This window comes from Mesorhizobium denitrificans, from assembly GCF_003403035.1.
GTDB lineage: Bacteria > Pseudomonadota > Alphaproteobacteria > Rhizobiales > Rhizobiaceae > Mesorhizobium_G > Mesorhizobium_G denitrificans.
On sequence record NZ_QURN01000005.1, the window covers coordinates 71,129 to 95,179 of the forward strand.

The following is a 24,051-nucleotide window of genomic DNA, read 5'->3' on the forward strand; positions in this document are numbered from 1 at the left end:
ACGCGCTGTTTATGTTTCAGGGCTGAAAGCTGTCATCAAAGATTAAGGCATCCCCCTCACAATCTCGGCGGGTTGCTTCGCTGGAGACTGTGCACGTATGGGGCTATGTGAATGAAGACGTTTGACGACGGGCCGGAAGGCTCTGCGCCGCGACTTCGTCGCTCCCGGCGCCTGTCGGAAGTCTTTGCGCAGCTTGCGCGCGACGCCGAAGGCCCCGTAACGCTTGATCATATTTGCAAATCGCTCGGCGCGCGCGCTTTTGCGCCCATGCTGGTGCTTTTCGCCGGGCTTAACCTCTTGCCATTGCCGCCTGGCTCCTCAGCCGTTCTCGGCCTCCCGCTCATCATCATCGCAGCACAGATGGTATCTGGCAGACGCCGGACATGGCTGCCGGAAATGCTTGGCAAGCGATCGCTCAGCGCCGAGCAATTTCGCAGCATCATGGCATCGCTGGTGCCGCGCCTTGCAAAGATGGAAAAGCTTATCAAGCCGCGTTACTGGCCCTTTTGGCGCAGGCAGGGCGAACGCGTTGTCGGCGGCATCGCGCTGTTCATGGCGATTGTGGTGACGCTGCCGATTCCCGGCGGCAATTGGCTTCCGGCGTTCTGCACTACCCTGCTCGGTCTTTCGCTTCTTGAACGCGACGGCATATTGTTCGCGCTTGGCGGCCTTGTGGGCGTCGTCGCTATGGCCGTTATTGTCGGTATATTCACAGCTGCGGGCTTCGCGGGGCATGCACTTCTTGCGTGGATAATGTAGCGCAAAGTACGCGTCGTTTTTGAATGCGCGCGCGTCGTGCCGCAACAAGCGAGCGATCACTGCTTGCGGCAATGCTTTCAGATAGATCCATGTGAGGCGATATGGCTGATCTTATTGTCGTTTATTGGCGAGACATTCCCGCGCAGGTAATCGTGCGCAAGGGGCGGCAGAATGCAAAGCGGGAATTGCCGCTGCGCTTCACCGAGGCCATCGACATGGCCGCCATGCGTTCCGGCGACAGCGATACGGATGCCTACCTTGCCGAGTGGCGCAAGGCCAACCCCGTAGCCGTTGGCGACGAACTCGAAGCTGAGGCGGACAAGGCCGCTGCGGCGCTGGATGCTGAGTACCCACGCGAGCGCCTCGTTGCGCTTGCCAAGGCAGGCGGCAAGGAAAATGGCTGAGAACAAGACCCAATCGACGACAGCAGCAGGACCGGCCAGCGCTGCAGCTGAATCGCTGCCACCCGTCGCCAAGGCAGGCGAAACGCAGGCAAGTGTGGTCAAGAAAACTGCGCCGAAAACTGACTACAAACCGGCAGACGTTTCGCCTCAGCGGCGCGTCCAGCGCAGCTATACCGTACGGCTATGGTCGATCCGCCATTCGCGCGCACTGGAATGGTTCTACGCGCGCTTTGCCAGTATGTTCCTGAAGCTGCATCCCATTTGGAAGGCAATTGGCTACGGTCGCGTTGAAGCGCCGATCAAATTTGTCGAGCGCAACGTAAAAGGTTTCATGTTCGATTGCCGCATGTGCGGCCAATGCGTGCTTTCCTCCACCGGCATGTCCTGCCCGATGAACTGCCCCAAGCAGTTGCGCAACGGCCCTTGCGGCGGCGTGCGCGCAAACGGCAATTGCGAGGTTGAGCCCAACATGCCCTGTGTATGGGTGAAGGCGTGGGAAGGGTCGCGCAACATGGCGCATGGGGATATGATTTTGAACGTGCAGAAGCCGGTGGATCAGTCGTTGCGCGAAACATCCGCGTGGCTGCGCGTCACGGCCCAGGCCGCCGCTTCGCGGGAACACGGAGCGCAAACGTGATGGCCGTTTCGACCTCGATGGCGCGCATGGCACCCCCACCCCTTACCCCTCATCCTCTTGCCGCCACCTTCTGCCACAAGGGGAGAAGGACGAAAATTGCAGCGTGGGCGTCAATCTCACGCGTCTCGGAGCTTGCCAGAGGTCGCAACCACCTGCCTTCTCCCCTTGTGGCAGAAGGTGCCGGCAGGCGGATGAGGGGTACAAAAACCGCCCTCGCTACCAAACAAATCGGACGCAAAGCGGGAGAGTCTTTTCATGGCTAAGCGGCCCGTACACATCGACGAAAACCCCGAAGGCGTACACCTTCCGCTAGAGCCCCTGCCCGGCCATTCATCGCGTGGTCGGCTTGAGCGCGTTCTGCGTCGCGGGGAGTTTGCCGTCACCACCGAACTCAACCCGCCAGACAGCGCCGACCCGGAAGACGTCTACAACCGCGCCAAGGTGTTTGACGGCTGGGTGGACGGCATCAACGCTGTCGATGCGTCGGGCGCAAACTGCCACATGTCGTCTGTCGGAATTTGCGCGCTGCTCACCCGCATGGGCTATGCGCCAATCATGCAGATTGCCTGCCGCGACAAGAACCGCATCGCAATTCAGGGTGATGTCTTGGGCGGGGCGGCAATGGGTGTCGCAAACATCCTTTGCCTCACTGGCGACGGCGTTCAGGCAGGCGACCAGCCCGGCGCAAAGCCCGTATTCGACCTCGATTCCATCTCGCTGCTCGAAACCATCCGCATCATGCGCGACAATGGAAAATTCCTGTCGGGCCGCAAGCTCACCACACCGCCACAGCTTTTCCTTGGCGCGGCCGTGAACCCCTTTGCGCCGCCCTTTGATTTCCGACCGCTTCACCTCGGCAAGAAGATCGCGGCGGGCGCGCAATTCGTGCAAACGCAATATTGCTTCGACGTACCGATGTTCAAAACCTTCATGCAGAAGGCGCGTGACCTCGGCCATACTGAAAAAGTCTTCGTTCTGTGCGGGGTCGGTCCGCTGGCCTCCGCGAAAACCGCAAAATGGATTCGCTCGAACGTTCCCGGCATCCATATCCCGGATGCGATCATCAAGCGGTTGGAAGGTGCTGAAGATCAGAAGAAAGAAGGCAAGCGCATCTGCATCGACATCATCAACGAGGTGAAGGAAATTGCAGGCGTTTCCGGCGTCCATGTCATGGCGTATCGGCAGGAGGAATATGTCGCCGAGATCGTCGATGAATCAGGCGTGCTCAAAGGCCGGCGTCCGTGGCAGCGCGAAGCGCGGCAGGACGACCGCATGGTTGCCGAACGGCTCGACGAAATTTTGCAGAAAAACAAGATCGAAACACAAGTCGATCTGGTGAAGACGGCGCACTGACCGTGCGCGCTCTTGAACAAGAACAAATAACGATATAAAGAAGTCTTTATATCAGAGGAGAGCTTTATGACCCGCACGATCGTTGCGTCTGCAACCCGCGAAATCGTTATCGGCTTCGATCAACCCTTTTGCGTGATCGGCGAGAGGATCAACCCGACCGGCCGCAAGAAGCTCGCTGCGGAAATGCAGGCAGGCAACTTCGAGACTGTCATCAAGGACGCGCTCGAACAGGCTGCAGCTGGCGCAACCATGCTCGACGTGAATGCGGGCGTAACGGCAGTTGACCCGAACGCGACAGAACCGGCGCTGCTCGTTCAAACAATTGAAATCGTGCAGAATTTGGTGGACCTCCCCATCTCCATCGACTCGTCCGTCACCGCCGCCATCGAGGCTGGCCTGAAGGTGGCGAAGGGCCGCCCGCTGGTAAACTCCGTCACCGGCGAGGAAGAAAAGCTCGAAGCCATTCTGCCATTGGTCAAGAAATACAACGTTCCGGTCGTCGCGATCTCGAACGACGAAACCGGCATTTCCATGGACCCGGATGTGCGTTTTGCGGTCGCCAAGAAGATCGTCGAACGCGCCATGGATCACGGCATCAAGCCGGAAGACGTCGTAGTCGATCCGCTCGTCATGCCGATCGGCGCACTTGGCGATGCTGGCCGTCAGGTGTTTGCGCTGCTGCGCCGCCTGCGCGAAGAATTGAAGGTCAATACAACCTGCGGCCTTTCGAACATTTCGTTCGGCCTGCCGCACCGTCACGGCATCAACGGTGCATTCATCCCGATGGTCATCGGCGCGGGCATGACGTCGGCCATCATGAATCCTTGCCGTCCGCAGGAAATGGAAGCTGTTCGCGGCGCAAACGTGCTCAACGGCACGGACAAGGACTGCATGAACTGGATCCGCACCTACAAGGACTACAAGCCCGGTGAACACGCCGCTCCTGCTCCGGTTCCGGTCACTGCTCCGGGCGACGCTGGCGCAGCCGGTGGCCGCCGCCGTGGCGGACGTGAAGCCCGCAGAGCGCAGGGATAATAGCAGCCATGCCGGACCCGCTCATTCGCCAGCCGGCACCTTCTCCCTCAAGGGGAGAAGGAAGACTTCCGCAATGTCCCACGCAATTTGCAGCGTTGGCGATTGAAACCAACGCTCGCAATATCGGCCTTCTCTCCGTGCGGGAGAAGGTGCCGGCAGGCGGATGAGGGGTATTCATCATGAACGCACCTATAAATAGCGACGATCCTCTCGTTCTCTTCATGCCATCGGGCAAGCGCGGGCGCTTTCCTCTAGGCACGCCGATACTCGACGCGGCCCGCTCACTGGGCGTTTATGTGGAGTCGGTCTGCGGCGGACGCGCGACATGCGGGCGCTGTCAGATCGAGGTGCAGGAAGGCAATTTCGCCAAGCACAAGATCGTTTCCTCGCTCGATCACATTTCGCCGAAAGGGCCAAAGGAAGAGCGCTACGAGAAAATTCGCGGCCTGCCGGACGGTCGCCGCCTCTCCTGCTCCGCCACGGTTCAGGGCGATCTTGTCATCGATGTTCCGCAAGATACGGTCATCAACGCGCAGGTGGTGCGCAAGGCAGCGACCGACCGCGTTATCGAGCGAAATTCGCCGGTTCAGCTTTGCTATGTCGAGGTCGATGAACCCGACATGCACAAGCCGCTTGGCGATCTGGACCGCCTCAAGCTCGTTCTTGAAAAGGATTGGGGCTGGAAGGATTTGCTGGTTGCGCCGCATATCATTCCGCAAGTTCAATCCATTCTGCGCAAGGGCAACTGGGGCGTAACCGCTGCAATCCATCGCGATATGGAATCTGCGCGGCCCTTCATTATCGGCCTGTTTCCGGGTCTGAAGAACGAAGCCTACGGCATCGCCTGCGACATCGGCTCGACGACCATCGCAATGCACCTCGTATCGCTGCTATCGGGCCGAATTGCCGCCTCTTCCGGTACGTCAAACCCGCAGATTCGCTTCGGCGAAGACCTGATGAGCCGGGTGTCATATGTGATGATGAACCCGGACGGACGCGAGGCCATGACCAAGGCCGTTCGCGAGGCGGTAAACACGCTGATCGGCAAGGTTTGCGAAGAAGGCAATGTGGATCGAAACGACATTTTCGACTGCGTTTTTGTTGCCAATCCAATCATGCACCACCTGTTCCTGGGCATCGACCCAACGGAACTCGGGCAAGCTCCATTCGCACTGGCGGTATCGGGCGCGCTGCAATATTGGGCGCATGAAATCGATATCGAAGTGAACCGCGGCGCACGGCTTTACACTCTACCTTGCATCGCCGGCCATGTGGGCGCAGATGCGGCAGGCGCGACCCTTTCCGAAGGCCCGTACCGTCAAGACAAGATGATGCTTCTGGTTGATGTCGGCACCAATGCGGAAATCGTATTAGGCAATAAAAACAGGGTTGTAGCAGCATCTTCTCCGACCGGACCGGCTTTTGAAGGTGCCGAAATTTCGTCTGGTCAACGCGCCGCGCCGGGAGCCATCGAGCGGGTGCGTATCGACCCGATAACACTTGAGCCGCGATACCGGATCATCGGCGTTGACAAGTGGTCCGATGAGGAAGGTTTCGAGGACGAATCCTGGAAAACCGGCGTTACCGGTATCTGCGGTTCGGCCATCATCGAGGTGGTCGCGGAGATGTATCTGTCAGGCATCATCTCCGAAGACGGCGTTGTCGATGGATCGCTTGCCGAACGCAGCACGCGCATCATTCCAAACGGCAGAACCTTTTCTTACTTGCTCCGGGAAGGACGCGAGGGCGAGCCGCGCATCACCGTTACGCAAAACGACATTCGCGCCATCCAGCTTGCCAAGGCAGCGCTTTATGCCGGCGTCAAACTTCTGATGGAAAAACAAGGCATTGACCACGTCGACACGATCCGTTTCGCGGGTGCTTTCGGCTCCTTCATCGATCCCAAATATGCGATGGTTCTGGGCCTGATCCCGGATTGCGATCTATCCGAAGTCAAGGCGGTCGGCAACGCCGCCGGAACCGGCGCGTTGATGGCGCTTCTCAATCGCGGATACCGCCGTGAGATCGAAAAAGAAGTGTCGAAAATCGAGAAGATCGAGACAGCGCTGGAACCCAATTTCCAGCAATTATTCATCGACGCAATGGCGCTGCCGAACAAGGTCGATCCGTTCCCCAAACTGTCGGAACAGGTGACGCTGCCGCCCCGAAAAGTGCTCGAAGGAAATGGCGATTCGGGCGACGGATCACCCCGCCGAAGGTCACGCGAAGAGCGCGCAGCACGCCGAAACCGCTGATAAACCCCCGCATTCTGCGCGCAAAATGAACTGTTTCGGCAAAAATACGCCCGTATAATTGCCGAAACCGCGCGCAAAATTGCATTTATGTACGCGCATTAATCATGACATCGTGAATTTTCATAGCTCACCTGCAAATTTGGCAGGCGATCCAACCTTGTCGCCCATCGTCACAATTGATATATCAACCGCGTGATAATTCGACGCTTGAGGCAGTCATGTGCTTCGCGTTTTTGAAGGTAAAACCAAAATGAACATGTCCAAAGCACTGGCGTGGATCGCCAGCGGTCATCTCAAATCGCGTGCTGACCGCCGTACCGCAAACATCATCAATTCGCTGCCTGAAGAAATCCAGAAGGACATCGGTTGGCGCTGGACGTCAAACCGTCGCGAAAAGGGCGGCAAAGCTGATCTGAAGTTCGAAATCATCTGATTTGACGATCTGAACTTTCGTCATCCTCGGGACAAGCCCGAGAACTACGGCTGGCGGTGGCTTCGAACGGTTGGAAGTGCCGGACGGATGCCGATCGAAGGCATCAGAATTTGCCCGTTTCGCGGAATGCCTCGAATGCCGCGCGGATGTGATCCGCGGCGGCTTTGACCGGCGCCGCAGCATCCTGCCCAACCAACATGGCCAGCGAATATTGCCCAATGGATGGCATACCGTCCTTCGGTCCGAGCTCGACCATTTCGTCGGTAATGAACGACTTCGGCAAAGGCGCGACGGCAAGATCCGACATGATCGCGGCGCGCTGTCCGGCGGTGTGGGCGCTCATATAGGCAACGCGGAAATTGCGACCGTCACGGGCCAGCGCCTCCATGGCACCGGCACGCCAGGCGCACCCCTCCTCCCAGACAGACACAGGCAGCGGTTCGCGCAAATGCGCAGAACCACCGCGCGCTCCGGCCCAGACGAATGGCTCGGTCAACAGCGTTTCCGCACCATGCGAAGCGCCGGTCGAATTGGTCAGCAGGGTAATGTCCAGCGCACGGTCATCCATGCGGCGGCGCAGGTTCACGCTCTGATCAATGACGACATCAACGGCGATTGACGGATGGGTCTGTGCAAAACGGCGCAGAACATGGGGCAAAACGCGCTCGCCGAAATCATCCGGCGCACCAAGACGCACCACGCCGACAATATCCGGCACGACGAATTTGGAAACGGCCTCACGATTGATCGCCAGCAAACGACGGGCATAGCCTAGCAGGATTTCGCCATCCGTCGTGAGCGAAACGGAGCGGGCATCACGCGCGAAAACGGCGCGACCAAGAATGTCCTCAAGCTTCTTTATCTGCATGGAAACTGCAGAGGGAGTGCGAAAAACGGCATTGGCCGCCGAGGTGAAACTGCCCGTTTCCGCAATGGCGACGAAGGTGCGCAACACGTCCAAATCGAGCAACGGCAAGGGGTGATTCAGCGGCGCATTCATTTTCCGGCCTCATTCAATTTTTCTGACAGAACAGATCATTTCATTTCGTTTGATTGAACACAAATCGTGCGCGATAGTCAAGCCATCAGAAACGCCCGGCAGGTTGCCGGACCACAAAAAGGAGCAAGTTATGGGTATTCTTTCAGCTTTCAGCTATATCGCCAAAGAATATAGCCGGACACGCACCCGGTATCAGACTGAGCGGCTTTTGCACGCCCTGCCCTTTGAGGTGCAGAAGGACATTGGTTGGCCTCAGCCGGAAGATACACGCCGCACCGTCCACACCAAAACGGCGCACTGAGACACCAAAATGTGCTGCCAATTTGTAGATCGGCCCGCTGGCCAGCCCAGCGGGCTTTTTCTTTGCCTGAATGCTATGCGGGCCTTGCATGCCGCATATGCGGCATTCGCATGGGTGGTAAAACGCAGGCTAACGGTTTGTTAATCAACGAGATATTCGTGGTGAAAAGAGCCGTATCTCATACGCAATGTCGATTCTGCGACAAGCCATTTCGCTTTTATATATAGCAGCCGGTTTCAAGCGCTCCTATATCAGCGTGAACAAGAACCGAGCTGCCCCACTCCGGCAAAAACGCGAAGGCACCCGTGTCCCCTTGGATAAAACGGAGATGTGCCATGACGCTTTTTACCCGCCTGTTCAAAACCCGCAACTCAGCGAACCTTTCGACGCTTCGTGAGCGCGACCGCTTTGCCAAGACGATGCCGGGCCAGACGGGTGCCGTAGTAGCAAACCGGCTTGGAATGCTCGTCGGCTGATCTGCCTCATCAATTCAGATAGCGTAGCCGCCAGCGCCCAGCGTTGGCGGCCTTTCGCATTTGATGTTTGCGCAGACGGCATTGACAAGGCCCAAATATGGTGTCGCATATAGAAAAGCCACGCAGTCGCAAATGCGAATCGCGCAGCCGGATGGTGCCATGAACATCGTGAAGAATCAGATCAAACGGTCGCTTGTCTTCTTTCTCGTGCCCGAATTTACGATGGTCGCATTTGCGACGGCGCTGGAGCCGCTGCGCATCGCAAATCGCATGCTTGGCTATGAGGCCTATCGCTGGCGCCTCGCCAGCCTCGACGGTAAGTCTGTTCCGGCCTCGAATGGTGTGTTGTGCGCTGCCGATACCTCGCTTGAGGAAGAGCGCAAGAAGATGGCCGGCGCAGATCGCCCCTCGATGGTCATCGTCTGCAGCGGCTATAATGTCGAGAAATTCCAGAACAAATCGGCGCTCGCATGGCTGCGCGAAGAATATAATCGCGGCGTGAGTATTGGCGGCCTTTGCACCGGTGCGCATGTGCTGGCCGCCGCCGGACTCTTGGCCAACAAGCGCTGCGCGATCCATTGGGAAAACCTGCCGGGATTTGCGGAATCATTCCCGAAAGCAAATGTTTTTGCCGATTTGTTCGAGGTCGATCAGAACATTTACACCTGCGCGGGCGGCACAGCGGCGCTCGACATGATGCTGAAGCTGATCGGTGACGATTTCGACGATAACCTCGTCAACCGCGTGTGCGAGCAGATGCTGACCGACCGGGTGCGCAACCCCACCGACCGCCAGCGGCTACCGCTGCGGGCGCGGCTCGGCGTGCAGAACTCCAAGGTGCTGACCATCATTGAATTGATGGAGGCGAATTTGTCCGAACCGCTTTCGCTGATTGAGATTGCGGACCATGTGGGACTGTCGCGACGGCAGATCGAACGGCTGTTTCGCACGGAAATGGGACGTTCTCCGGCGCGGTACTATCTGGAAATCCGGCTGGATAGAGCACGGCATCTGCTGATCCAGTCATCCATGCCGGTGGTCGAAGTGGCCGTCGCGTGTGGGTTTGTCTCAGCGTCGCATTTTTCCAAATGCTATCGGGAATTGTATGCCCGCTCCCCGCAACAGGAACGCGCTGACAGGAAGCAGCTAGCTGCCGCTTGATGTAGGGGTGCCTCTTCCTTCGCCCCGTTTACGGTGGGAAGGTGGCCGAAAGGGCCGGATAAGGGGTTGAAAAGCCTACTTCTTCGGCTCGAATCTCAAAATGCCGACAATTCCTTCAGAATCTGATCTAGGATAATCGGTCGGGTGGCGGATGCCTTCTGTAACCGGCACGGCTTCGAAATCGAACGGGCTCACATCCTCAAGGCAAGCGGCGTTGATGCCGAATTCGTTCGGATTCGAGCGGCGCTGATGGTGGGTATAGATGCCACAGATGGAGCAGAAATAGTGCTTCGCGACATGCGTATTGAATTGATAGAGCGTGAGCTTGTCGGCACCCCGATACACTTCCAGGTCGCCGACACGCGCGCTGACAGCCACCGCGCCGCGCATTCGGCAAAGCGAGCAGTTGCACCGCCGCGCCCAGCCAAGCCCTTCGCTCAAGCGCACGCGAAACCTCACCGCCCTGCAATGGCAGGCACCCTCGAGTTCGATCGGATCATCTGAAATAACGGGCTTCATGCGATGCGGCTCTCTTTGGACTCAGCGACTGTCCCACATCCATGAGCGGTTGCGCCAGATTTTCTCGCCGATCAGGCAATCATACGGCGTTTCGGCCTGCGCATAGATGATCGGAGGTCGGGAACTAGGCGCAGCCGCCAATTCCAGCACAAGCTTGCGCCGGATCGCCTCCGGAAATTGCTCCCAATCATTGACCGGAACCACGAACGACCCGGGCCCGCCGATGACGCAATTTGAGTAATAAGCATCAAGGTCGGGCACATCGTAAGCGCTGGAATAGCCGCCATTCGTCATGAGCGGCAGGCCGTTGATGATGATCCCCTGCTCAATCAACTGGTCGCGAATTTCCGTGACCGGAGTGCCCTGATTGTTTGGACCGTCGCCAGAAATATCGATGACGCGCTTGGCGCTTTTGAACGGGCTTTCGGCGAGCAAATCCGCACCAAACTCAAGCGCGCTGGATATTGACGTGCGACGCGCACTTGCAGGCGGATTGGCCGTGAGGCGCGAGACGACGCGCTCCGCATCTGAGCGGGTGGCAATGATCGTCCACGGCACGACGATCTGATGCGACGTATTTCCGGCCCACTCGAAATAGGTGACGGCAATGCGCCCATAGGCACCGCCGGCAATGGCGTCCAGCACGGCTTTGTCCAGCAGCGCAGCAGCGTATCCGTCCCGCTGGATTCCAAGCTCAGCAGGCGACATGGAAAGCGAAACGTCCACAGCCAGAACAAGCTCGATATCGACAGGCTCAGCCGCTGACGCTCCCGCACCTGCCGTCGCCAAAGCAGCGATGACGAGAGCAGTCCTCACGATATGAGGCGTTCCGCGCATCCACCAAGGATTAAGAAAATCCCGGGCGATGGCAATGGGCCCCTCGTCCGGGATTTTTTCCGCACATTCAACTTTTTGAGAGACGCGATCAGCTTCGCGGCTTGAGATTCTCCGGGTCGTAGATGGATTTGTAACCAACCGCGACGATCTCGACCGGGAAGCGCTCGTCGAAATATTCGACGGTGAGCTTGCGGCCCTCCTGCGCATATTCGCGCGGAATATAGGCCAGCGCGATGTTCTTGCCGACGGTCGGACCATAGGCGGCGGAGGTGGTGAAGGACAGACGACCAAGCTCGTCCACCAGCGTCTCGCCGGTTGCCGGATCCATGACCGGCATGGAGCCGACCGGATACCGCGCGACGCCCCTGGAATCGACGTTCTCCGTCATGATCAGCGTGCAGAGCATGGCCGGCTGGCTTTCACGCGCGCGATATTCAGTGTGTTTCGCCTTGCCGCGGAAATCTGCTTCCTTGACCTTCGGGCGGGCCAGATCGGCCTCCAGAAGATTGTACTCGGTCAACAGGTCGGCGTTCTGGAGGCGCAAGCTTTTTTCCATACGGCGGCTGTTGGCATAAGTCTCGACGCCAAACGGCATGACACCAGTAGAGCGCAGCGCGTCCCAGACGGCGAGGCCGTCCTCATAGCGCATGTGAAGCTCCCAACCCTGCTCGCCAACATAGGAAATGCGGAAGGCAGTGACGTCCTTGCCGCCAATGCGGATCGGCTTGATGGCCGCGAAGGGGAAGTTTTCCGGTGCGAGGCCATCGGGGTTTTCGACCACTTTTTGCAGCGTGGCGCGGGCATTCGGTCCCCAAATGCCGATTGTGACGAATTTCTCGGTGACGTCCGTAATGGTGACGTCAAAGCCTTTATCCTGAGCCACGCGGCGCAGATAATGGTAGTCGCGCGGACCGGCGTCGGCCCCGTCCACCACGCGGCAACGGTCGGCCATGCGGATGACGGTGAGGTCGGCGCGCACCATGCCTTCGTCATCAAGGAAGTGCGTGTAAATACCCTTGCCGATATTCGCATCGCCGCCGATTTTCGCCGCGCAAACCCATTCCATGAGCTCGACGTGATCCGGGCCTTCAACATCGAACATGGCGAAGTGCGACAGGTTCACGATGCCGCAATCCTCGCTCATGGCGAGGTGTTCGGCGTTTGACACGCGCCAGAAATGGCGATTGTCCCATTCGTTTTCGCGCACCGGTACGCGGTTGCCGTATTTCTCCAGCAAATGCTCGTTTGCGGCGTAGCCGTGGGCGCGCTCCCAGCCGCCAAGCTCCATGAAGTAGCCACCGAGCTCTTTTTCGCGCTCGTAGAATGGCGAACGGCGAATGTTGCGGCCCGTCGCATATGGCTCGCGCGGGTGAACGGCGGGGTTGTAGATTTTGCAGGCGGCCTCACCGCAGCGGCCTTCGATGAGTTTCTCGTCGAACTGGTGCGGATAGAAGCGTGAATAATCGATGCGGGCGTGATCGATGGCAGTGCGGCCATCGGTCATCCAGTCCGCAACCAGCTTGCCGAAGCCGGGGCCATCCTTGACCCAGATCGCGACACAGTACCAAAGCCCCCTAACCTTCTGGCTCTCGCCCACCGACGGGCCGCCATCGGAGGTGACTTGCAGCAGGCCATTGAAGGAATGGCTCTCATTGTAGCCGAGTTCACCGAGGATCGGGGTTAGCTCGATGGCACGCTCAAGCGGTTCGAGAATTTGCTCCATGTCGAGGTCGCGCTGCGAGGGCGACAGACGCGCCTGATCCTTCTCAAGCAGGTCGCGCGGGTGGCAGAGGCGCGGATTGGTTTCCTCGTAATAACCCCACTCGATCTGGCCGCCCTCGGTGGTTTTCGGATCGCCAGTGTCGCGCATATAGGCGGAGTTGCCCTGATCGCGCATTAACGGCCAGCCGATTTCCTTACCGGTTCCGGCGAACTCGGTGTACGGGCCGAAAAAGGTCAACGGGTGATCGACCGGCATGATGGGCAGGTCTTCGCCTGCCATCTCGGCAATGAGACGACCCCAGATGCCGGCGCAGACGACAACGTAATCGGCATGGATCGTGCCACGGCTGGTGACGACACCCTTGATGCGGCCATTCTCGATGATGAGCGATTTCGCAGGTGTGTTGGCGAACGCCTTCAGCTTACCGGTGGCTTCGGCCTTATCGACCAGCTTGCCCGCGACGGTCTGCGAGCGCGGCACGACCAGACCGGCGTCAGGGTCCCATAGACCGCCCTGCACCATGTGCGCTTCGATGAGCGGGAATTTTTCCTTGATGCCGGCAGGGTCGATGAGGCGGGCGCGGGTACCGAACGCCTTTGCCGACGCGACCTTGCGCTTGATCTCGTCCATGCGGCCATCATCGCCGACGCGCGCAACCTCAAGACCGCCGATACGGGCGTAGTGGCCCATTTTTTCGTAGAAATCGATGGAATAAAGCGTGGTCCAGCACGACAGAAAATCATGGCTGGTGGTGTAGCAGAAGTCCGAAGCGTGTGCGGTCGAGCCAATGTCCGTGGGTATGCCGGACTTGTCGATGCCGACAATATCGTCCCAGCCGCGCTCGATCAGGTGGTGGGCGATCGATGCGCCAACGATACCACCCAGGCCGATGATGACGACCTTTGCCTTACTGGGAAACTCTGCCATTGCCCGCGACTCCAAAGTATTGTTCGCGGGAGACTATATTGTGGCAGCGCCGATGCAATGCAGCCTGTTTGCGACATCGCAGAAATGCGCCGCGACTTGGCAGAAATATACGGCGAGGTTAGCGCAGCCAAACACCCCTCATCGGCCTGCCGGCATCCTCTCCCTGTTTATGGGGAAAGGGTGAGAGTGAGGGGCAGCGCGAACATTGCCGCGCTAGCACTATGATGAATCGATTTTACTTGATCTTCGCGGCGCCGCCGGAGATTTCGACGGTTTCGCCGCCGGTCAATGCCTCGCGGTCGCCATTGGGCAGGGTCACGAAGCAGCCGCTTGGGCAGAAATCGACCGTCTCGCCGGGGCCGATGTCGATCTGCTGGCGGTTGCCGCCTTCGGTCACAACGATCGTCCGGGTCTCACTGTCGAGATTGACCGCGCTCGCAGCCATTGCAGAACCGCCCGTCAGGGCCATCGCCAGCGTGAAGGCAATTGACTTCATCATGTCCAGTACCGGTATTTCACCGCCTCTATTGCATCCCCAAGGGCCAAAATAACCCCCTGGATGTGAATGCTATAGGACAATGAGCCTGAACGGCAACTGAACGATGGATTCAGATTGCGCTAATGCACATTTATGCGGGATCGGGCTTGCGCCTGCGCGGCTTGCGCTTCTCTTCCACCAACTCATCGGCGCGCTTGGCTATGCGCTCGACAAATTGCGCCTCGGCCTTGTCGTCATCGAGGCTCCAGCTTGCCGAAGGCGGCGCTGACGTCGGGCGCGGCGTGTGTGCAATTTCGATGCCCTCGCGCAAGAACGCTCTTACGATTCCAAAGCGCAGTTCGTTCTGCACGGAGGACCCATTGCTGATATCGGCGAGGAAAACCCTGATCTCGAAGTTCATCGCGGTTTCGGAGAAGCCAGTGAACAGCACGAACGGTTCGGGATTTTTGAGGATGAGTTGGCTGCCACGCGCAAGCTCCAGCAGCACGCGATACACATGTTCAGGATCGGTGCCGTGAATCACGCCGACCGGCACTTCAATTCGGCCAAGGCGGTTGCGGTGGGTCCAGTTGCCGACCGCGTTGTTGATGAGTTGCGAGTTCGGCAGCATGACAGTCTGTCGCTGGAACGTCTCGATTTCGGTAGCGCGCACGCTGATCTTGCGAACCGTGCCGGACACATCACCAGCCACAACCCAGTCGCCCACCTTGAAGGGGCGCTCGACCAGCAGGATCAAGCCGGACACGAAATTCGACACGATGTTCTGGAGGCCAAAACCGATACCGAGCGAAAGGCCGCCAGCGATGAGCGCGAAACTGGAAAGATTGAGCCCGGCTGCCGAAATGCCGATGAGTGTCGCAATCGCCATGCCCGCATAGCCGACGACGGTGCGGATGGAATTGCGCACGCCAATATCGACGCGACCGCGCGCCATCACGGTTCCGTCGATCCACGACTGGAACCAGCGCGTTACCGAATAGCCTATGCCGAAAACGATAATGCCAGTGAGAATAGCCAGCGGCGAAAAGGTGAAGGTTCCGATCTGGAAGCCCGCGCCGAGGCGGCGCATCCAGACCGCCATATCGCCCGCCTGAAAGCCCCACTGGAAGAGGATGACCGGCAGGAAGGCGAACACGATCAGCAGATTGATGAGAACGCTCGCCAACACGCCGAGCTGATCCAGCTTTGAATCCTCGGTGTCGTAGGTCTGCTTGATCCATCGGCCTGCAGACGTACTGCCGAATGCACCCTCATCCGAAATGGCGCGCGACGCGAGCAGGCCGATATAGGCGGTGGCGACCCAAGCGCCGGTGACGACGACTTGGCGCGATACGAATTGCGCAAGGCTGATATAGCCGGTGAGAGCAGACAGAATGGTCGCCGTGCCGAGCACATAGACCGTTGCGCGGAACCAGCTTGGCCAAGGCCGAGCCACGCCATCCTCACTCGCAAACGGCTTCACGGAGCCAACCGCCATCAGCAGCGCGCCAACGAGCAACGCCGCGAACAGCCCTTTCAGGATCGTGACCGAGAGCGGTGAGCCCAGGCTTTCGGTTACGATGCCCGTGAAGCGATCCAGGCCCACGACCAACGCCGCAGCAGTCGTCAGCCAGATGAGCACGCGCGCAGGCTGCGCCTCAATCTTGACGAGACGCCAGTTCGGCGCGTCCGGCGAAAGGATTGCGTTGGAGAGCCGGTTCACGAAGAAACAGGTGAAGAAAATTTGCAGCAGGCCGATGAAATAGTCGGAAATATCGCCGCGCAACACGTTGTAGGACTGGTAGAGCGCGACCGTCAGCGTGAGGAACAGCAACAGCGCGATGGACGGCATGAGCGTGGACCAGAACGCTGCCGACAATCGGCTGAGATAATCGGGATCGGCAGTTGGGTCTTTGCGCAGCAGACGCGCGATTACGCGCCGCCCGACAACATAGAAAATAACGCCGACCAGAGAGGCGAAGAAGGTGGCGACAAGTGCCGCTTGCAGCTTGAACCGCACAACAAAGCGGAACCACGCGGAGATGTTGCGCGACAGCATGGATACCTGGTCGCCAACGGCCTCACCCACATCAGGGCCAATTGCGGAGCGCAATTGATAACGCTTCATCAGCGTATTCGCGAACAGGTCGCGCCGGATGACGGCGATCTTGTTCACCAACCCGTTGACGCGGACGAGCAGGTCTTCTGCCTGCCCTATCACCTGATTGATCTGCGACTTCTCTTTGCTGAGCGCCGCGCGCTGCGTCGCCTTTTCGTCCGTCTCGGCCGGTGCGCCGTCTTTCGGGGCTGGACCAAGGGCTTCGAGCTTTGCGTTGATGTCGGTGAGTGTTGGCCGGAATGCCACGCCGCTTTTCAGAACATCGGCCTGCAAATCTTCCAGCGCCAGCCGAATTTCCACCAGCCGCACGTCGTCTTCGGAATTGGTGTTGATGTCTTTTTCGAGACGATCCGCCTGGGTCGACAGTCGCTCAATCGCTGCCTGCTGCTCGGCAGCTATGCCGGAGAGAGGTTGGCGATCTTGCGGGTCTTGCGCGAATGCACCGCCCGCCAGGAGGCAGACAAGGACAAAGCTTAAGGCAATTAGTTTGCGAACAAGGCTCATATGGAATTTGCAGCGATTCGTTGGACGCCCCAGCGATATTCGGAGCTTAACCGATATGGATTGCGAAATGCAGCCCTTGGCGGTCAATATTGGCCGCATGATGTCGAGAGCGGGCAATTACCCCTCTTCCACTTGGCGGAGCATTCCTCGTTCCACAAGGGAAAAGTACCCCATGAGGGGTAAAGGACGTCACTCAGCCACGTCCACCACCTCACCCAGGTGCTCGGATGACAGTTGTGTGAAAACCGCTGCGTCGCTATTCATTCGTCCCATGCGTCGGTGCATTGAAAAGCGATGACGTTTTATTATTCGTCGGAAATATGCCGCAGGGATAGCTTCCGACGATCATGGTTCGGGAGTCGGTGCCAGCATGGCGGAATATTCAGCGCTGTCGATTATACGGAACGCGCTTTCCGGCAATACGAACTGGAAGCCAGCCTGGCGAAAGCCCGATCCGAAACCGAGCTACGATGTGATCATCATTGGCGGTGGCGGGCATGGGCTTTCGACCGCGTATTATCTCGCCAAAGAACATGGCATTCGCAACGTGGCCGTGCTCGAACGCGGCTATCTCGGCTCCGGCAATGTGGGTCGTAACACGACGGCCGTGCGCTCGAACTATCTGCTGCCGCAGAACATTCGCTTCTACGAACATTCGATGAAGATGTGGGAGCGGCTTTCGCACGACCTGAACTACAATGTGATGTTTTCGCAGCGCGGCGTGCTGAACCTCGCCCACACGCCCGCGCAGCTTGACGACTATACGCGGCGTGGCAACGCCATGCGCCATCTGGACGCCGATGCGGAGTTGATGGACGTCGCAGCGATCAAGCGGCTGATGCCGATTGTGGACGACTCGAAGACCGCGCGCTTTCCCATTTATGGCGGGCTGATGCAGTGGCGCGCTGGAACCGCGCGACACGATGCGGTCGCCTGGGGCTATGCGCGCGGGGCGGACCGGCGCGGAGTCGATATTCTGGAAAACTGCGAAGTGACCGGCTTTATCCGCGACGGCGACAGGATTGCCGGCGTGACCACCTCGCGGGGTGAAATTCGAGCGAAGAAAGTGGCCGTGGCCGTTGCTGGCTCGACAGGCCACGTGATGCGCATGGCAGGGATCGACCGGATGCCAATTGAAAGCCATGTGTTGCAGGCGTTCGTTTCGGAATCGCTGAAACCCATTCTGGACACGGTCGTGACCTTCGGCATGGGGCATTTTTATGTGTCGCAATCCGACAAGGGCGGGCTGGTCTATGGCGGCGACATTGACGGCTATAACTCCTATGCGCAGCGCGGCAACCTGCCCATCGTCGAAGACGTGATGAGCGAGATGGCCGCGCTGTTTCCATCGCTGACAACCGTGCGCGTGCTGCGCTCGTGGGGCGGCGTGTGCGACATGTCGATGGACGGCTCGCCGATTATCACGACCGGCCCTCTGCCCGGCATGTATCTGAATTGCGGCTGGTGTTATGGCGGGTTCAAGGCAACGCCCGCCTCCGGCTGGTGCTTCGCGCACACCATCGCCAAAGACGCGCCGCACGAACTGAACGCCCCCTTCACGCTCGACCGGTTCCATCGCGGAACGGTGATCGACGACAAGGGACAAGGCGCAACGCCGAGGCTGCACTGATGCTGATTACCTGCCCCTATTGCGGCCCGCGTGACGTGGTGGAATTCACCTATCAGGGCGACGGCAACCGCACGCGCCCGGACCCCGCCTCGACCGATCTCAACGCATGGAACGCCTATGTTTATGACCGCGTGAACATTGCAGGCGACCAGAATGAGATCTGGCAACATTCGGGCGGGTGTCGCACGCATCTTGCGGTGACGCGCAACACGCTGACGCACAAGATTTCGAGCGTGCGCTCCACACACGCCGAACCGCCAGCGCCGCCCAAGCCCGCGCGCAAAAAGCCGAGGGCAAAGGCATGAGCGCGATCCGCATCGCTTCCGGTGGGCGCATCGACCGCTCGCGCGCAATCAACTTCCGCTTCGACGGGCAAGCCTATACAGGCCATCCGGGCGATACGCTCGCCTCGGCTTTGCTGGCCAATGGCGTGACGCTGTTTGGGCGCTCGTTCAAATATCACCGCCCACGCGGCTTGCTGACCGCTGGCGTGGACGAACCGAATGCGCTGGTGACGGTGTTGCGCGACAGCGTGCGCGAGCCGAACGTTCCGGCGACCACGGTGGAACTCTATGAGGGCCTGGTGGCGGAGAGCCAGAACCGCTTTCCGTCGCTGCAATTCGATGTCAGCGCCGTCAACCAGTTCGCAGGCAAGTTCATCGGCGCGGGATTCTACTACAAGACCTTTATGGGGCCGGAATTCGGGCCGCTGAAAGGCACGCGGTTCTGGATGCTCTGCGAACACTTCATTCGCCGTGCGGCGGGGCTCGGACGCGCGGGACTGGCGCCTGACAAATCGCGATATCAGCGCATGAACGCGTTCTGCGATGTGCTGGTGGTGGGGTCGGGTCCGGCAGGTTTGAGCGCGGCAGCAGCGGCGGCGGATCAGGGTGCGAACGTCATGCTGGCGGAGATCGACTCGCGCTTTGGCGGCTCGGCAAACTGGTCGGGCGAGACGATAGACGGCACGCCAGCGTCGGCATGGGCGAGCGAGGCGGTTGCTCAACTGGCGAAGCGGTCCAATGTACGGATGCTGAACCGCACGAGCGTGTGGGGATATTACGACACCAACACGATTGCCGCGCTGGAGCGCGTGACGGACCACAAACCGATGGGCGCATCGGGCGAACCGCGGCACCGGCATTGGAACATTCGCGCGGGCAGCGTTGTGCTGGCGACGGGTGCGTTTGAGCGGCCAATCGTGTTTCCGGGCAATGACAGGCCGGGCGTGATGCTGGCATCGGGCGCAATGCGATACGCCAACGAGTTTGGTGTGCGGACGGGCGAGCGGATCGCGATTTTCACCAACAACGACACGGCCTATGGCGCGGCGCTCGCGCTGAAGCGCACCGGCGCAAGCATCGTGGCGATTGTGGATGTTAGGCGCGATGCTTCCGAAAAGGCGCGGCACGCGGCGAGCGAGTGTTCCGCCGAACTGCTGACCGGCTATGCGGTGACGGCGACGAGGGGCGGCAAGATGCTCGACGGCATCGAGGTGCAGCCGTTCGACGGCCAAAGGGTGAGCGGCGCGGCTCGCAAAATCGATGCAGATTGCCTCCTGGTTTCGGGCGGCTGGTCGCCTGCGATTCATCTGGCAAGTCAGGCGGGATCGCGCCCGGTTTGGGATGAAACGTTGCAGGCATTTTTACCACCGCAGCCAACAGAAAATTGGGTGGGCGCTGGCGCATTCAACGGTGCTTTCCAGACAGCCGATGCAATTGCCGAAGGCCATGCGGCAGGGCTTGCCGCAACAGGTGGGACCAACGCAAGGAAGCTGACGCCGCCAATGGTCGAGGGCTTTGCTGGCGAGCCGAACCCCGCGCCGGTCTTCGAGATCAAAGGTAAAGGCAAGGGCAAAGCTTTTGTCGATTTCCAGCATGACGTGACCGCCGACGATGTGCGGCTCGCCTACACCGAGGGCTTCACGTCTGCAGAACATTTGAAGCGTTACACCACGCTCGGCATGGCGACCGATCAGGGCAAGACGTCGAACGTGCCGGGCATGGCAATCATGGCCGAAGCGACCGGCAAGCCGATCCCGGAGGTTGGCTCCACGCGCTTCCGCCCGCCCTTTGCGCCGGTATCGGTGGGGTCGCTGGCGGCGGAACGGTTCGGCGACCTCAAGCCGGAGCGGCTGACGCCGATGCATGACTGGCATCTGGAACATGGCGCGACAATGTATTCCGCCGGGCTGTGGTTCCGCCCGATGATCTATGGCGCAAAGGGCGAGACGGTCGAGCAGGCCTATGTGCGCGAAGCGAAGGTCGTGCGCGAAGGCGTCGGCATCGTCGATGTTTCAACGCTGGGCAAGATCGCGGTGCAGGGGCCGGATGCGGGCGAATTTCTGGACCGGGTCTATACGAACATGTTTTCCACCCTGCCGGTGGGCAAGGCACGCTATGGCCTGATGTTGCGCGAGGATGGTTTCGCCTTCGATGACGGCACGACGTGGCGGCTCGGCGAGACAGAATTCCTGATGACGACCACCACAGCCAATGCGGGCAAGGTGATGCAGCAGCTGGAGTATTTTCTGGATGTAGTATGGCCGGATTTGCGCGTGCATGTGACCTCCGTGACCGATCAATGGGCGGGCGCTGCGATTGCCGGTCCGCTGTCGCGCAAGGTGCTGGAAGCCTGCGTTCAGGGCACGAAGGTGGACAATGACGCCCTGCCCTTCATGGGCATTGTGCATGGCACGATCGATGGTGTGAACGTCATGATCTGCCGTCTCTCATTCTCCGGCGAACTGGCCTATGAGGTCTATTGCGGCGCAAATGAGGGTACGCGCGTTTGGGAAGCGCTGATGGCGGCGGGCAAACCGTTCGCGATTGTGCCATACGGGCTTGAGGCGCTGGGAACACTGCGCATCGAGAAGGGCCATGTGACCGGCGCGGAAATCGACGGTCGCACGACCGCCCGCGATTTGCATCTGGACTGGATGCTGTCGAAGAAGAAGCCGTTTATCGGCTCCGCAATGATGGATCGCGAAGGGCTGGTCGATGAAAACCGGCTGCAACTGGTGGGCATCGTGCCGCTGGACAACAGGCCGATCAATGGCGGCGCGCATATTGTCGAGCAGTTGCATGAAGACCATCCGATGAACTCAATCGGCCATGTGACGGCCATGTGCTATTCGCCCGCGCTCGGCAAATATATCGCACTGGCGCTGGTGAAGGGCGGCAAGGCACGACGCGGAACGCGAGCCTACGTATCTGATCCGCTGCGCAAGCGCTTCGGGCCGGTGGAGATTGTCAGCCATCATTTCTTCGATCCAGACGGGAGCCGCATGCATGGCTGAGACACTATCGCCGCTGGACACGGTTTTGCGCGCGGGCCGCTATGCCAATACGGCAGCGAAGATCGGCGTGACTTTGTCCGAGGTTTCGCCCGGCTCAATCGTGCAGGTGGCGGCATGGCCGGACACAGAAGCAAAAGTGCTCGAGGGGATAGCGAAGACCACAAAGCTGAAGCTCGGTGGCGAGCCGGGCGCAGGAGCGGTCAGCGGAAATGTCGCCGCGTTCGGCATTGCACCCGGGCGTTTTCTGGTGATCAGCGAGGATGAGGGATTGGCCGACCGGCTGTTGGGCGCGATACCGGCGACGGTGGGGTCGGTGACGGACCTTTCGCACGGGCGCACGGCCATACGCATCGAGGGCGAAAAGGCCGAATGGCTGTTGGCGAAGTTTTTCGCGGTGGATTTTTCGAAAGCAAAGTTTCCGGTCGGTCGCGGCGTTTCGACCAATCACCATGATGTTTTCGCGCAGATCCAGCGGCGAACCGAGAATTGTTTCGAGGTTTATGTATTCAGATCGTTTGCGCGCTCTTTCTGGAAGGCGCTTTGCCACGGCGCGGAAGAAAATGGCTACGAGGTGCGTTAGCATATCGGCAGGTCGCGACGCGCGCCCGGCCTGATCGGTTTATGTTTTATATTAGAAATATATCACAATAGTTTGACTTTACGTCATTATCACTGTCGATACTCTCTGCACAGCGGGCTGAGCTTTCAGGGAGAGATCGCATGAAACCTATTGCCGGAATGGCCGCAGCCGCCTTGCTTTGCATGGCGGGGGCAGCGATTGCCCAAGACACTTCCATGAGTTTTTTCGTGACCAGCGCAAACCCCGGCAAGGGCGGTGATCTTGGCGGACTGGCGGGCGCGGACGCCTATTGCGGGCAATTGGCCAGCGCGGCCGGCTCGACGGGCAAGACCTGGCACGCATACCTATCCACGGATAGCGAAAATGCGCGCGACCGCATTGGCTCCGGCCCGTGGTACAACGCCAAGGGCGAGAAGATCGCCGACGATGTGGCGTCGTTGCATAGCGCCACGAACAACATCACGAAGCAGACAGCGTTGAACGAAAAGGGTGAGGTCATCAACGGGCGCGGCGACACGCCAAACCGCCACGACATTCTGACGGGTTCCCTGCCCGATGGGACAAAAGCGCCCCAGACTTGCGGCAACTGGACAATGGGCGGAGCAGACGGCGCGGCAATCGTTGGCCATTCGGACCGCACCGGGCTGGATGATTCCGACGCGGCGAAGTCGTGGAACTCATCGCACCCAACGCGCGGCGGATGCACCATCGATGCGTTTAAAGGAACGGGCGGAGACGGCCTGTTCTACTGCTTCGCGACCAATTAGCGCGTAGCGGTCACTCGACGAACTTGACCCATTCTTCAAGCGGGGCGCGCTCGGAGCGGAACTGGTTTTCCGGCTTCGAGGTGTCTTCGTAGCCAAGCGCAATGCCGCAAACGAGGATTTCCTCATCTGCCATGCCGATGATAGGGCGGATCTGCTTGTGGTAAGGCGCAAAGGCAGCCTGCGGGCAGGTGTGCAGACCCCTGCCCCGCGCGGCAATCATGACGTTTTCCAACATCATGCCGAGGTCCATCCAAGAGCCCGTGTTCAACCGGCGGTCGATTGTGAACAGCAGGCCGACGGGCGCGTCAAAGAAAACGAAATTGCGGTCGTGCTGGGCGCGCATGCGCTCGACCTCGCGGCGACCGATGCCCAGCGAATTGTAGAGCGCAAAGCCAACCGTGCGGCGGCGCGTAAGGTATGGCTCGAAAAACTGGTCCGGGTAATATTTGTACTCGTCCCACTCGATTTTCTCGGCGCGAATGCCTGAGTTAAGGATCGAATCGGCAATGCTGTCCTTTATGTCGCCAGTCACGACATAAGCGCGCCAAGGCTGCATATTGGTGCCGGAGGGCGCCCAGCGCGCAACTTCGAGTATGTCGCGGATTACGGAAGGCTCAATCGGCGTGGGCAGAAAAGCGCGTACGGAGCGGCGCGTCAGGATCGCCTCATCGACGATTTCCTGTTCGGTCAGTCCTGTAGATTCGGTCTTTGCAAGCATGGCGTCACTTGGGTAGGTCATTGTTTTATCGGCCATATGACACATTTTGCGGCAGAAATGGGGGATACGCCGCACACAAAATATTGCAAGCCTGCAACATGAGCCGCGCAGCTTATCACCAGATTCGACAAGCGAAC

Annotated in this window: 22 protein-coding genes; 15 read left to right on the forward strand and 7 right to left on the reverse strand. The window is 59.4% G+C overall.

The features are described from left to right. Positions 1 to 111: 111 nt before the first annotated feature. From DY251_RS07210 to DY251_RS07240, 7 genes are all read left to right on the forward strand, one after another. A complete protein-coding gene (locus DY251_RS07210) occupies positions 112 to 759 on the forward strand; it encodes an exopolysaccharide biosynthesis protein (protein WP_116623208.1) in 648 nt (215 codons plus the stop codon). A 101-nt stretch (positions 760 to 860) separates the two neighbouring features. After that, positions 861 to 1,163 (forward strand): virulence factor, encoded by a 303-nt coding sequence (locus tag DY251_RS07215; RefSeq protein ID WP_116623209.1) that lies wholly within the window; start codon positions 861 to 863, stop codon positions 1,161 to 1,163. Further along, positions 1,156 to 1,800, forward strand: coding sequence for a methylenetetrahydrofolate reductase C-terminal domain-containing protein (locus tag DY251_RS07220; protein ID WP_116623210.1), 645 nt, complete (start codon positions 1,156 to 1,158; stop codon positions 1,798 to 1,800). Before DY251_RS07215 ends, DY251_RS07220 begins: the two co-directional genes overlap by 8 nt. Before the next feature lie 255 nt (positions 1,801 to 2,055). Then, positions 2,056 to 3,153 carry a methylenetetrahydrofolate reductase gene (locus DY251_RS07225; protein ID WP_116623211.1) on the forward strand — a complete coding sequence of 366 codons (1,098 nt, stop codon included), beginning with the start codon at positions 2,056 to 2,058 and terminating at the stop codon, positions 3,151 to 3,153. 66 nt (positions 3,154 to 3,219) lie between these two features. Next, a complete protein-coding gene (locus DY251_RS07230; protein WP_116623212.1) occupies positions 3,220 to 4,188 on the forward strand; it encodes a methyltetrahydrofolate cobalamin methyltransferase in 969 nt (322 codons plus the stop codon). Between the two features lie 179 nt (positions 4,189 to 4,367). Next, entirely contained in the window at positions 4,368 to 6,443 is a 2,076-nt protein-coding gene (locus tag DY251_RS07235) for an ASKHA domain-containing protein (protein ID WP_116623213.1), read from the forward strand. A 250-nt stretch (positions 6,444 to 6,693) separates the two neighbouring features. After that, on the forward strand, positions 6,694 to 6,876 hold the full coding sequence (locus DY251_RS07240; RefSeq protein WP_116623449.1) for a hypothetical protein: 183 nt from the start codon (positions 6,694 to 6,696) through the stop codon (positions 6,874 to 6,876). A gap of 103 nt (positions 6,877 to 6,979) precedes the next feature. On the opposite strand, the gene DY251_RS07245 is transcribed toward DY251_RS07240, so the two are convergent. Further along, positions 6,980 to 7,876 carry a LysR substrate-binding domain-containing protein gene (locus DY251_RS07245; RefSeq protein WP_116623214.1) on the reverse strand — a complete coding sequence of 299 codons (897 nt, stop codon included), beginning with the start codon at positions 7,874 to 7,876 and terminating at the stop codon, positions 6,980 to 6,982. 130 nt (positions 7,877 to 8,006) lie between these two features. Here DY251_RS07245 and DY251_RS21615 point away from each other — a divergent pair, with 130 nt between their 5' ends. From DY251_RS21615 to DY251_RS07255, 3 genes are all read left to right on the forward strand, one after another. Next, on the forward strand, positions 8,007 to 8,177 hold the full coding sequence (locus tag DY251_RS21615) for a hypothetical protein (RefSeq protein WP_170971326.1): 171 nt from the start codon (positions 8,007 to 8,009) through the stop codon (positions 8,175 to 8,177). 335 nt (positions 8,178 to 8,512) lie between these two features. After that, positions 8,513 to 8,653 (forward strand): hypothetical protein, encoded by a 141-nt coding sequence (locus DY251_RS21620; protein ID WP_170971327.1) that lies wholly within the window; start codon positions 8,513 to 8,515, stop codon positions 8,651 to 8,653. A 159-nt stretch (positions 8,654 to 8,812) separates the two neighbouring features. After that, the gene (locus DY251_RS07255) at positions 8,813 to 9,814 is read left to right on the forward strand and encodes a GlxA family transcriptional regulator (RefSeq protein WP_116623450.1); all 1,002 of its coding nucleotides are present in this window, start codon (positions 8,813 to 8,815) and stop codon (positions 9,812 to 9,814) included. Positions 9,815 to 9,889: 75 nt separating this feature from the next. Here the strand turns inward: DY251_RS07255 and DY251_RS07260 are convergent, their stop codons facing one another. The 5 genes from DY251_RS07260 to DY251_RS07280 form a co-directional block, all read right to left on the reverse strand. Then, on the reverse strand, positions 9,890 to 10,321 hold the full coding sequence (locus DY251_RS07260) for a GFA family protein (RefSeq protein ID WP_425373285.1): 432 nt from the start codon (positions 10,319 to 10,321) through the stop codon (positions 9,890 to 9,892). Between the two features lie 33 nt (positions 10,322 to 10,354). Continuing rightward, positions 10,355 to 11,170 carry a DUF1194 domain-containing protein gene (locus tag DY251_RS07265; protein WP_116623217.1) on the reverse strand — a complete coding sequence of 272 codons (816 nt, stop codon included), beginning with the start codon at positions 11,168 to 11,170 and terminating at the stop codon, positions 10,355 to 10,357. 88 nt (positions 11,171 to 11,258) lie between these two features. Beyond that, positions 11,259 to 13,820 (reverse strand): GcvT family protein, encoded by a 2,562-nt coding sequence (locus tag DY251_RS07270; protein ID WP_116623218.1) that lies wholly within the window; start codon positions 13,818 to 13,820, stop codon positions 11,259 to 11,261. Positions 13,821 to 14,055: 235 nt separating this feature from the next. Further along, positions 14,056 to 14,319 carry a hypothetical protein gene (locus tag DY251_RS07275; RefSeq protein ID WP_116623219.1) on the reverse strand — a complete coding sequence of 88 codons (264 nt, stop codon included), beginning with the start codon at positions 14,317 to 14,319 and terminating at the stop codon, positions 14,056 to 14,058. 130 nt (positions 14,320 to 14,449) lie between these two features. Further along, complete coding sequence (locus DY251_RS07280; protein ID WP_116623220.1) at positions 14,450 to 16,921, reverse strand: mechanosensitive ion channel family protein; 2,472 nt, start codon at positions 16,919 to 16,921, stop codon at positions 14,450 to 14,452. Positions 16,922 to 17,291: 370 nt separating this feature from the next. Between DY251_RS07280 and DY251_RS07285 the strand changes: the two genes are divergently transcribed. The 5 genes from DY251_RS07285 (at position 17,292) to DY251_RS07305 (ending at position 23,196) form a co-directional block, all read left to right on the forward strand. Continuing rightward, the gene (locus tag DY251_RS07285) at positions 17,292 to 18,551 is read left to right on the forward strand and encodes a sarcosine oxidase subunit beta family protein (protein ID WP_116623221.1); all 1,260 of its coding nucleotides are present in this window, start codon (positions 17,292 to 17,294) and stop codon (positions 18,549 to 18,551) included. Next, positions 18,551 to 18,856, forward strand: a complete 306-nt coding sequence (locus DY251_RS07290; protein ID WP_116623222.1) for a sarcosine oxidase subunit delta — start codon at positions 18,551 to 18,553, stop codon at positions 18,854 to 18,856. The genes DY251_RS07285 and DY251_RS07290 overlap by 1 nt, the downstream gene beginning before the upstream one ends. Further along, a complete protein-coding gene (locus DY251_RS07295) occupies positions 18,853 to 21,849 on the forward strand; it encodes a sarcosine oxidase subunit alpha family protein (protein ID WP_116623223.1) in 2,997 nt (998 codons plus the stop codon). The genes DY251_RS07290 and DY251_RS07295 overlap by 4 nt, the downstream gene beginning before the upstream one ends. Then, positions 21,842 to 22,429, forward strand: coding sequence for a sarcosine oxidase subunit gamma (locus DY251_RS07300; RefSeq protein ID WP_116623224.1), 588 nt, complete (start codon positions 21,842 to 21,844; stop codon positions 22,427 to 22,429). The genes DY251_RS07295 and DY251_RS07300 overlap by 8 nt, the downstream gene beginning before the upstream one ends. Positions 22,430 to 22,569: 140 nt before the next feature. Further along, positions 22,570 to 23,196: a hypothetical protein gene (locus DY251_RS07305; protein WP_116623225.1), complete on the forward strand. Its 627-nt coding sequence runs from the start codon at positions 22,570 to 22,572 to the stop codon at positions 23,194 to 23,196. A 10-nt stretch (positions 23,197 to 23,206) separates the two neighbouring features. Here the strand turns inward: DY251_RS07305 and DY251_RS07310 are convergent, their stop codons facing one another. Further along, complete coding sequence (locus tag DY251_RS07310) at positions 23,207 to 23,914, reverse strand: nitroreductase (protein WP_116623451.1); 708 nt, start codon at positions 23,912 to 23,914, stop codon at positions 23,207 to 23,209. Positions 23,915 to 24,051: the final 137 nt, after the last annotated feature.

Bases quoted from the DNA above. Each gene is read 5' to 3' on its own strand.
- DY251_RS07210 (WP_116623208.1), top strand. From the start codon at position 112: ATGAAGACGTTTGACGACGGGCCGGAAGGCTCTGCGCCGCGACTTCGT.
- DY251_RS07215 (WP_116623209.1), top strand. From the start codon at position 861: ATGGCTGATCTTATTGTCGTTTATTGGCGAGACATTCCCGCGCAGGTA.
- DY251_RS07220 (WP_116623210.1), top strand. From the start codon at position 1,156: ATGGCTGAGAACAAGACCCAATCGACGACAGCAGCAGGACCGGCCAGC.
- DY251_RS07225 (WP_116623211.1), top strand. From the start codon at position 2,056: ATGGCTAAGCGGCCCGTACACATCGACGAAAACCCCGAAGGCGTACAC.
- DY251_RS07230 (WP_116623212.1), top strand. From the start codon at position 3,220: ATGACCCGCACGATCGTTGCGTCTGCAACCCGCGAAATCGTTATCGGC.
- DY251_RS07235 (WP_116623213.1), top strand. From the start codon at position 4,368: ATGAACGCACCTATAAATAGCGACGATCCTCTCGTTCTCTTCATGCCA.
- DY251_RS07240 (WP_116623449.1), top strand. From the start codon at position 6,694: ATGAACATGTCCAAAGCACTGGCGTGGATCGCCAGCGGTCATCTCAAA.
- DY251_RS07245 (WP_116623214.1), bottom strand. From the start codon at position 7,876: ATGAATGCGCCGCTGAATCACCCCTTGCCGTTGCTCGATTTGGACGTG.
- DY251_RS21615 (WP_170971326.1), top strand. From the start codon at position 8,007: ATGGGTATTCTTTCAGCTTTCAGCTATATCGCCAAAGAATATAGCCGG.
- DY251_RS21620 (WP_170971327.1), top strand. From the start codon at position 8,513: ATGACGCTTTTTACCCGCCTGTTCAAAACCCGCAACTCAGCGAACCTT.
- DY251_RS07255 (WP_116623450.1), top strand. From the start codon at position 8,813: ATGAACATCGTGAAGAATCAGATCAAACGGTCGCTTGTCTTCTTTCTC.
- DY251_RS07265 (WP_116623217.1), bottom strand. From the start codon at position 11,170: ATGCGCGGAACGCCTCATATCGTGAGGACTGCTCTCGTCATCGCTGCT.
- DY251_RS07270 (WP_116623218.1), bottom strand. From the start codon at position 13,820: ATGGCAGAGTTTCCCAGTAAGGCAAAGGTCGTCATCATCGGCCTGGGT.
- DY251_RS07275 (WP_116623219.1), bottom strand. From the start codon at position 14,319: ATGATGAAGTCAATTGCCTTCACGCTGGCGATGGCCCTGACGGGCGGT.
- DY251_RS07280 (WP_116623220.1), bottom strand. From the start codon at position 16,921: ATGAGCCTTGTTCGCAAACTAATTGCCTTAAGCTTTGTCCTTGTCTGC.
- DY251_RS07285 (WP_116623221.1), top strand. From the start codon at position 17,292: ATGGCGGAATATTCAGCGCTGTCGATTATACGGAACGCGCTTTCCGGC.
- DY251_RS07290 (WP_116623222.1), top strand. From the start codon at position 18,551: ATGCTGATTACCTGCCCCTATTGCGGCCCGCGTGACGTGGTGGAATTC.
- DY251_RS07295 (WP_116623223.1), top strand. From the start codon at position 18,853: ATGAGCGCGATCCGCATCGCTTCCGGTGGGCGCATCGACCGCTCGCGC.
- DY251_RS07300 (WP_116623224.1), top strand. From the start codon at position 21,842: ATGGCTGAGACACTATCGCCGCTGGACACGGTTTTGCGCGCGGGCCGC.
- DY251_RS07305 (WP_116623225.1), top strand. From the start codon at position 22,570: ATGAAACCTATTGCCGGAATGGCCGCAGCCGCCTTGCTTTGCATGGCG.
- DY251_RS07310 (WP_116623451.1), bottom strand. From the start codon at position 23,914: ATGCTTGCAAAGACCGAATCTACAGGACTGACCGAACAGGAAATCGTC.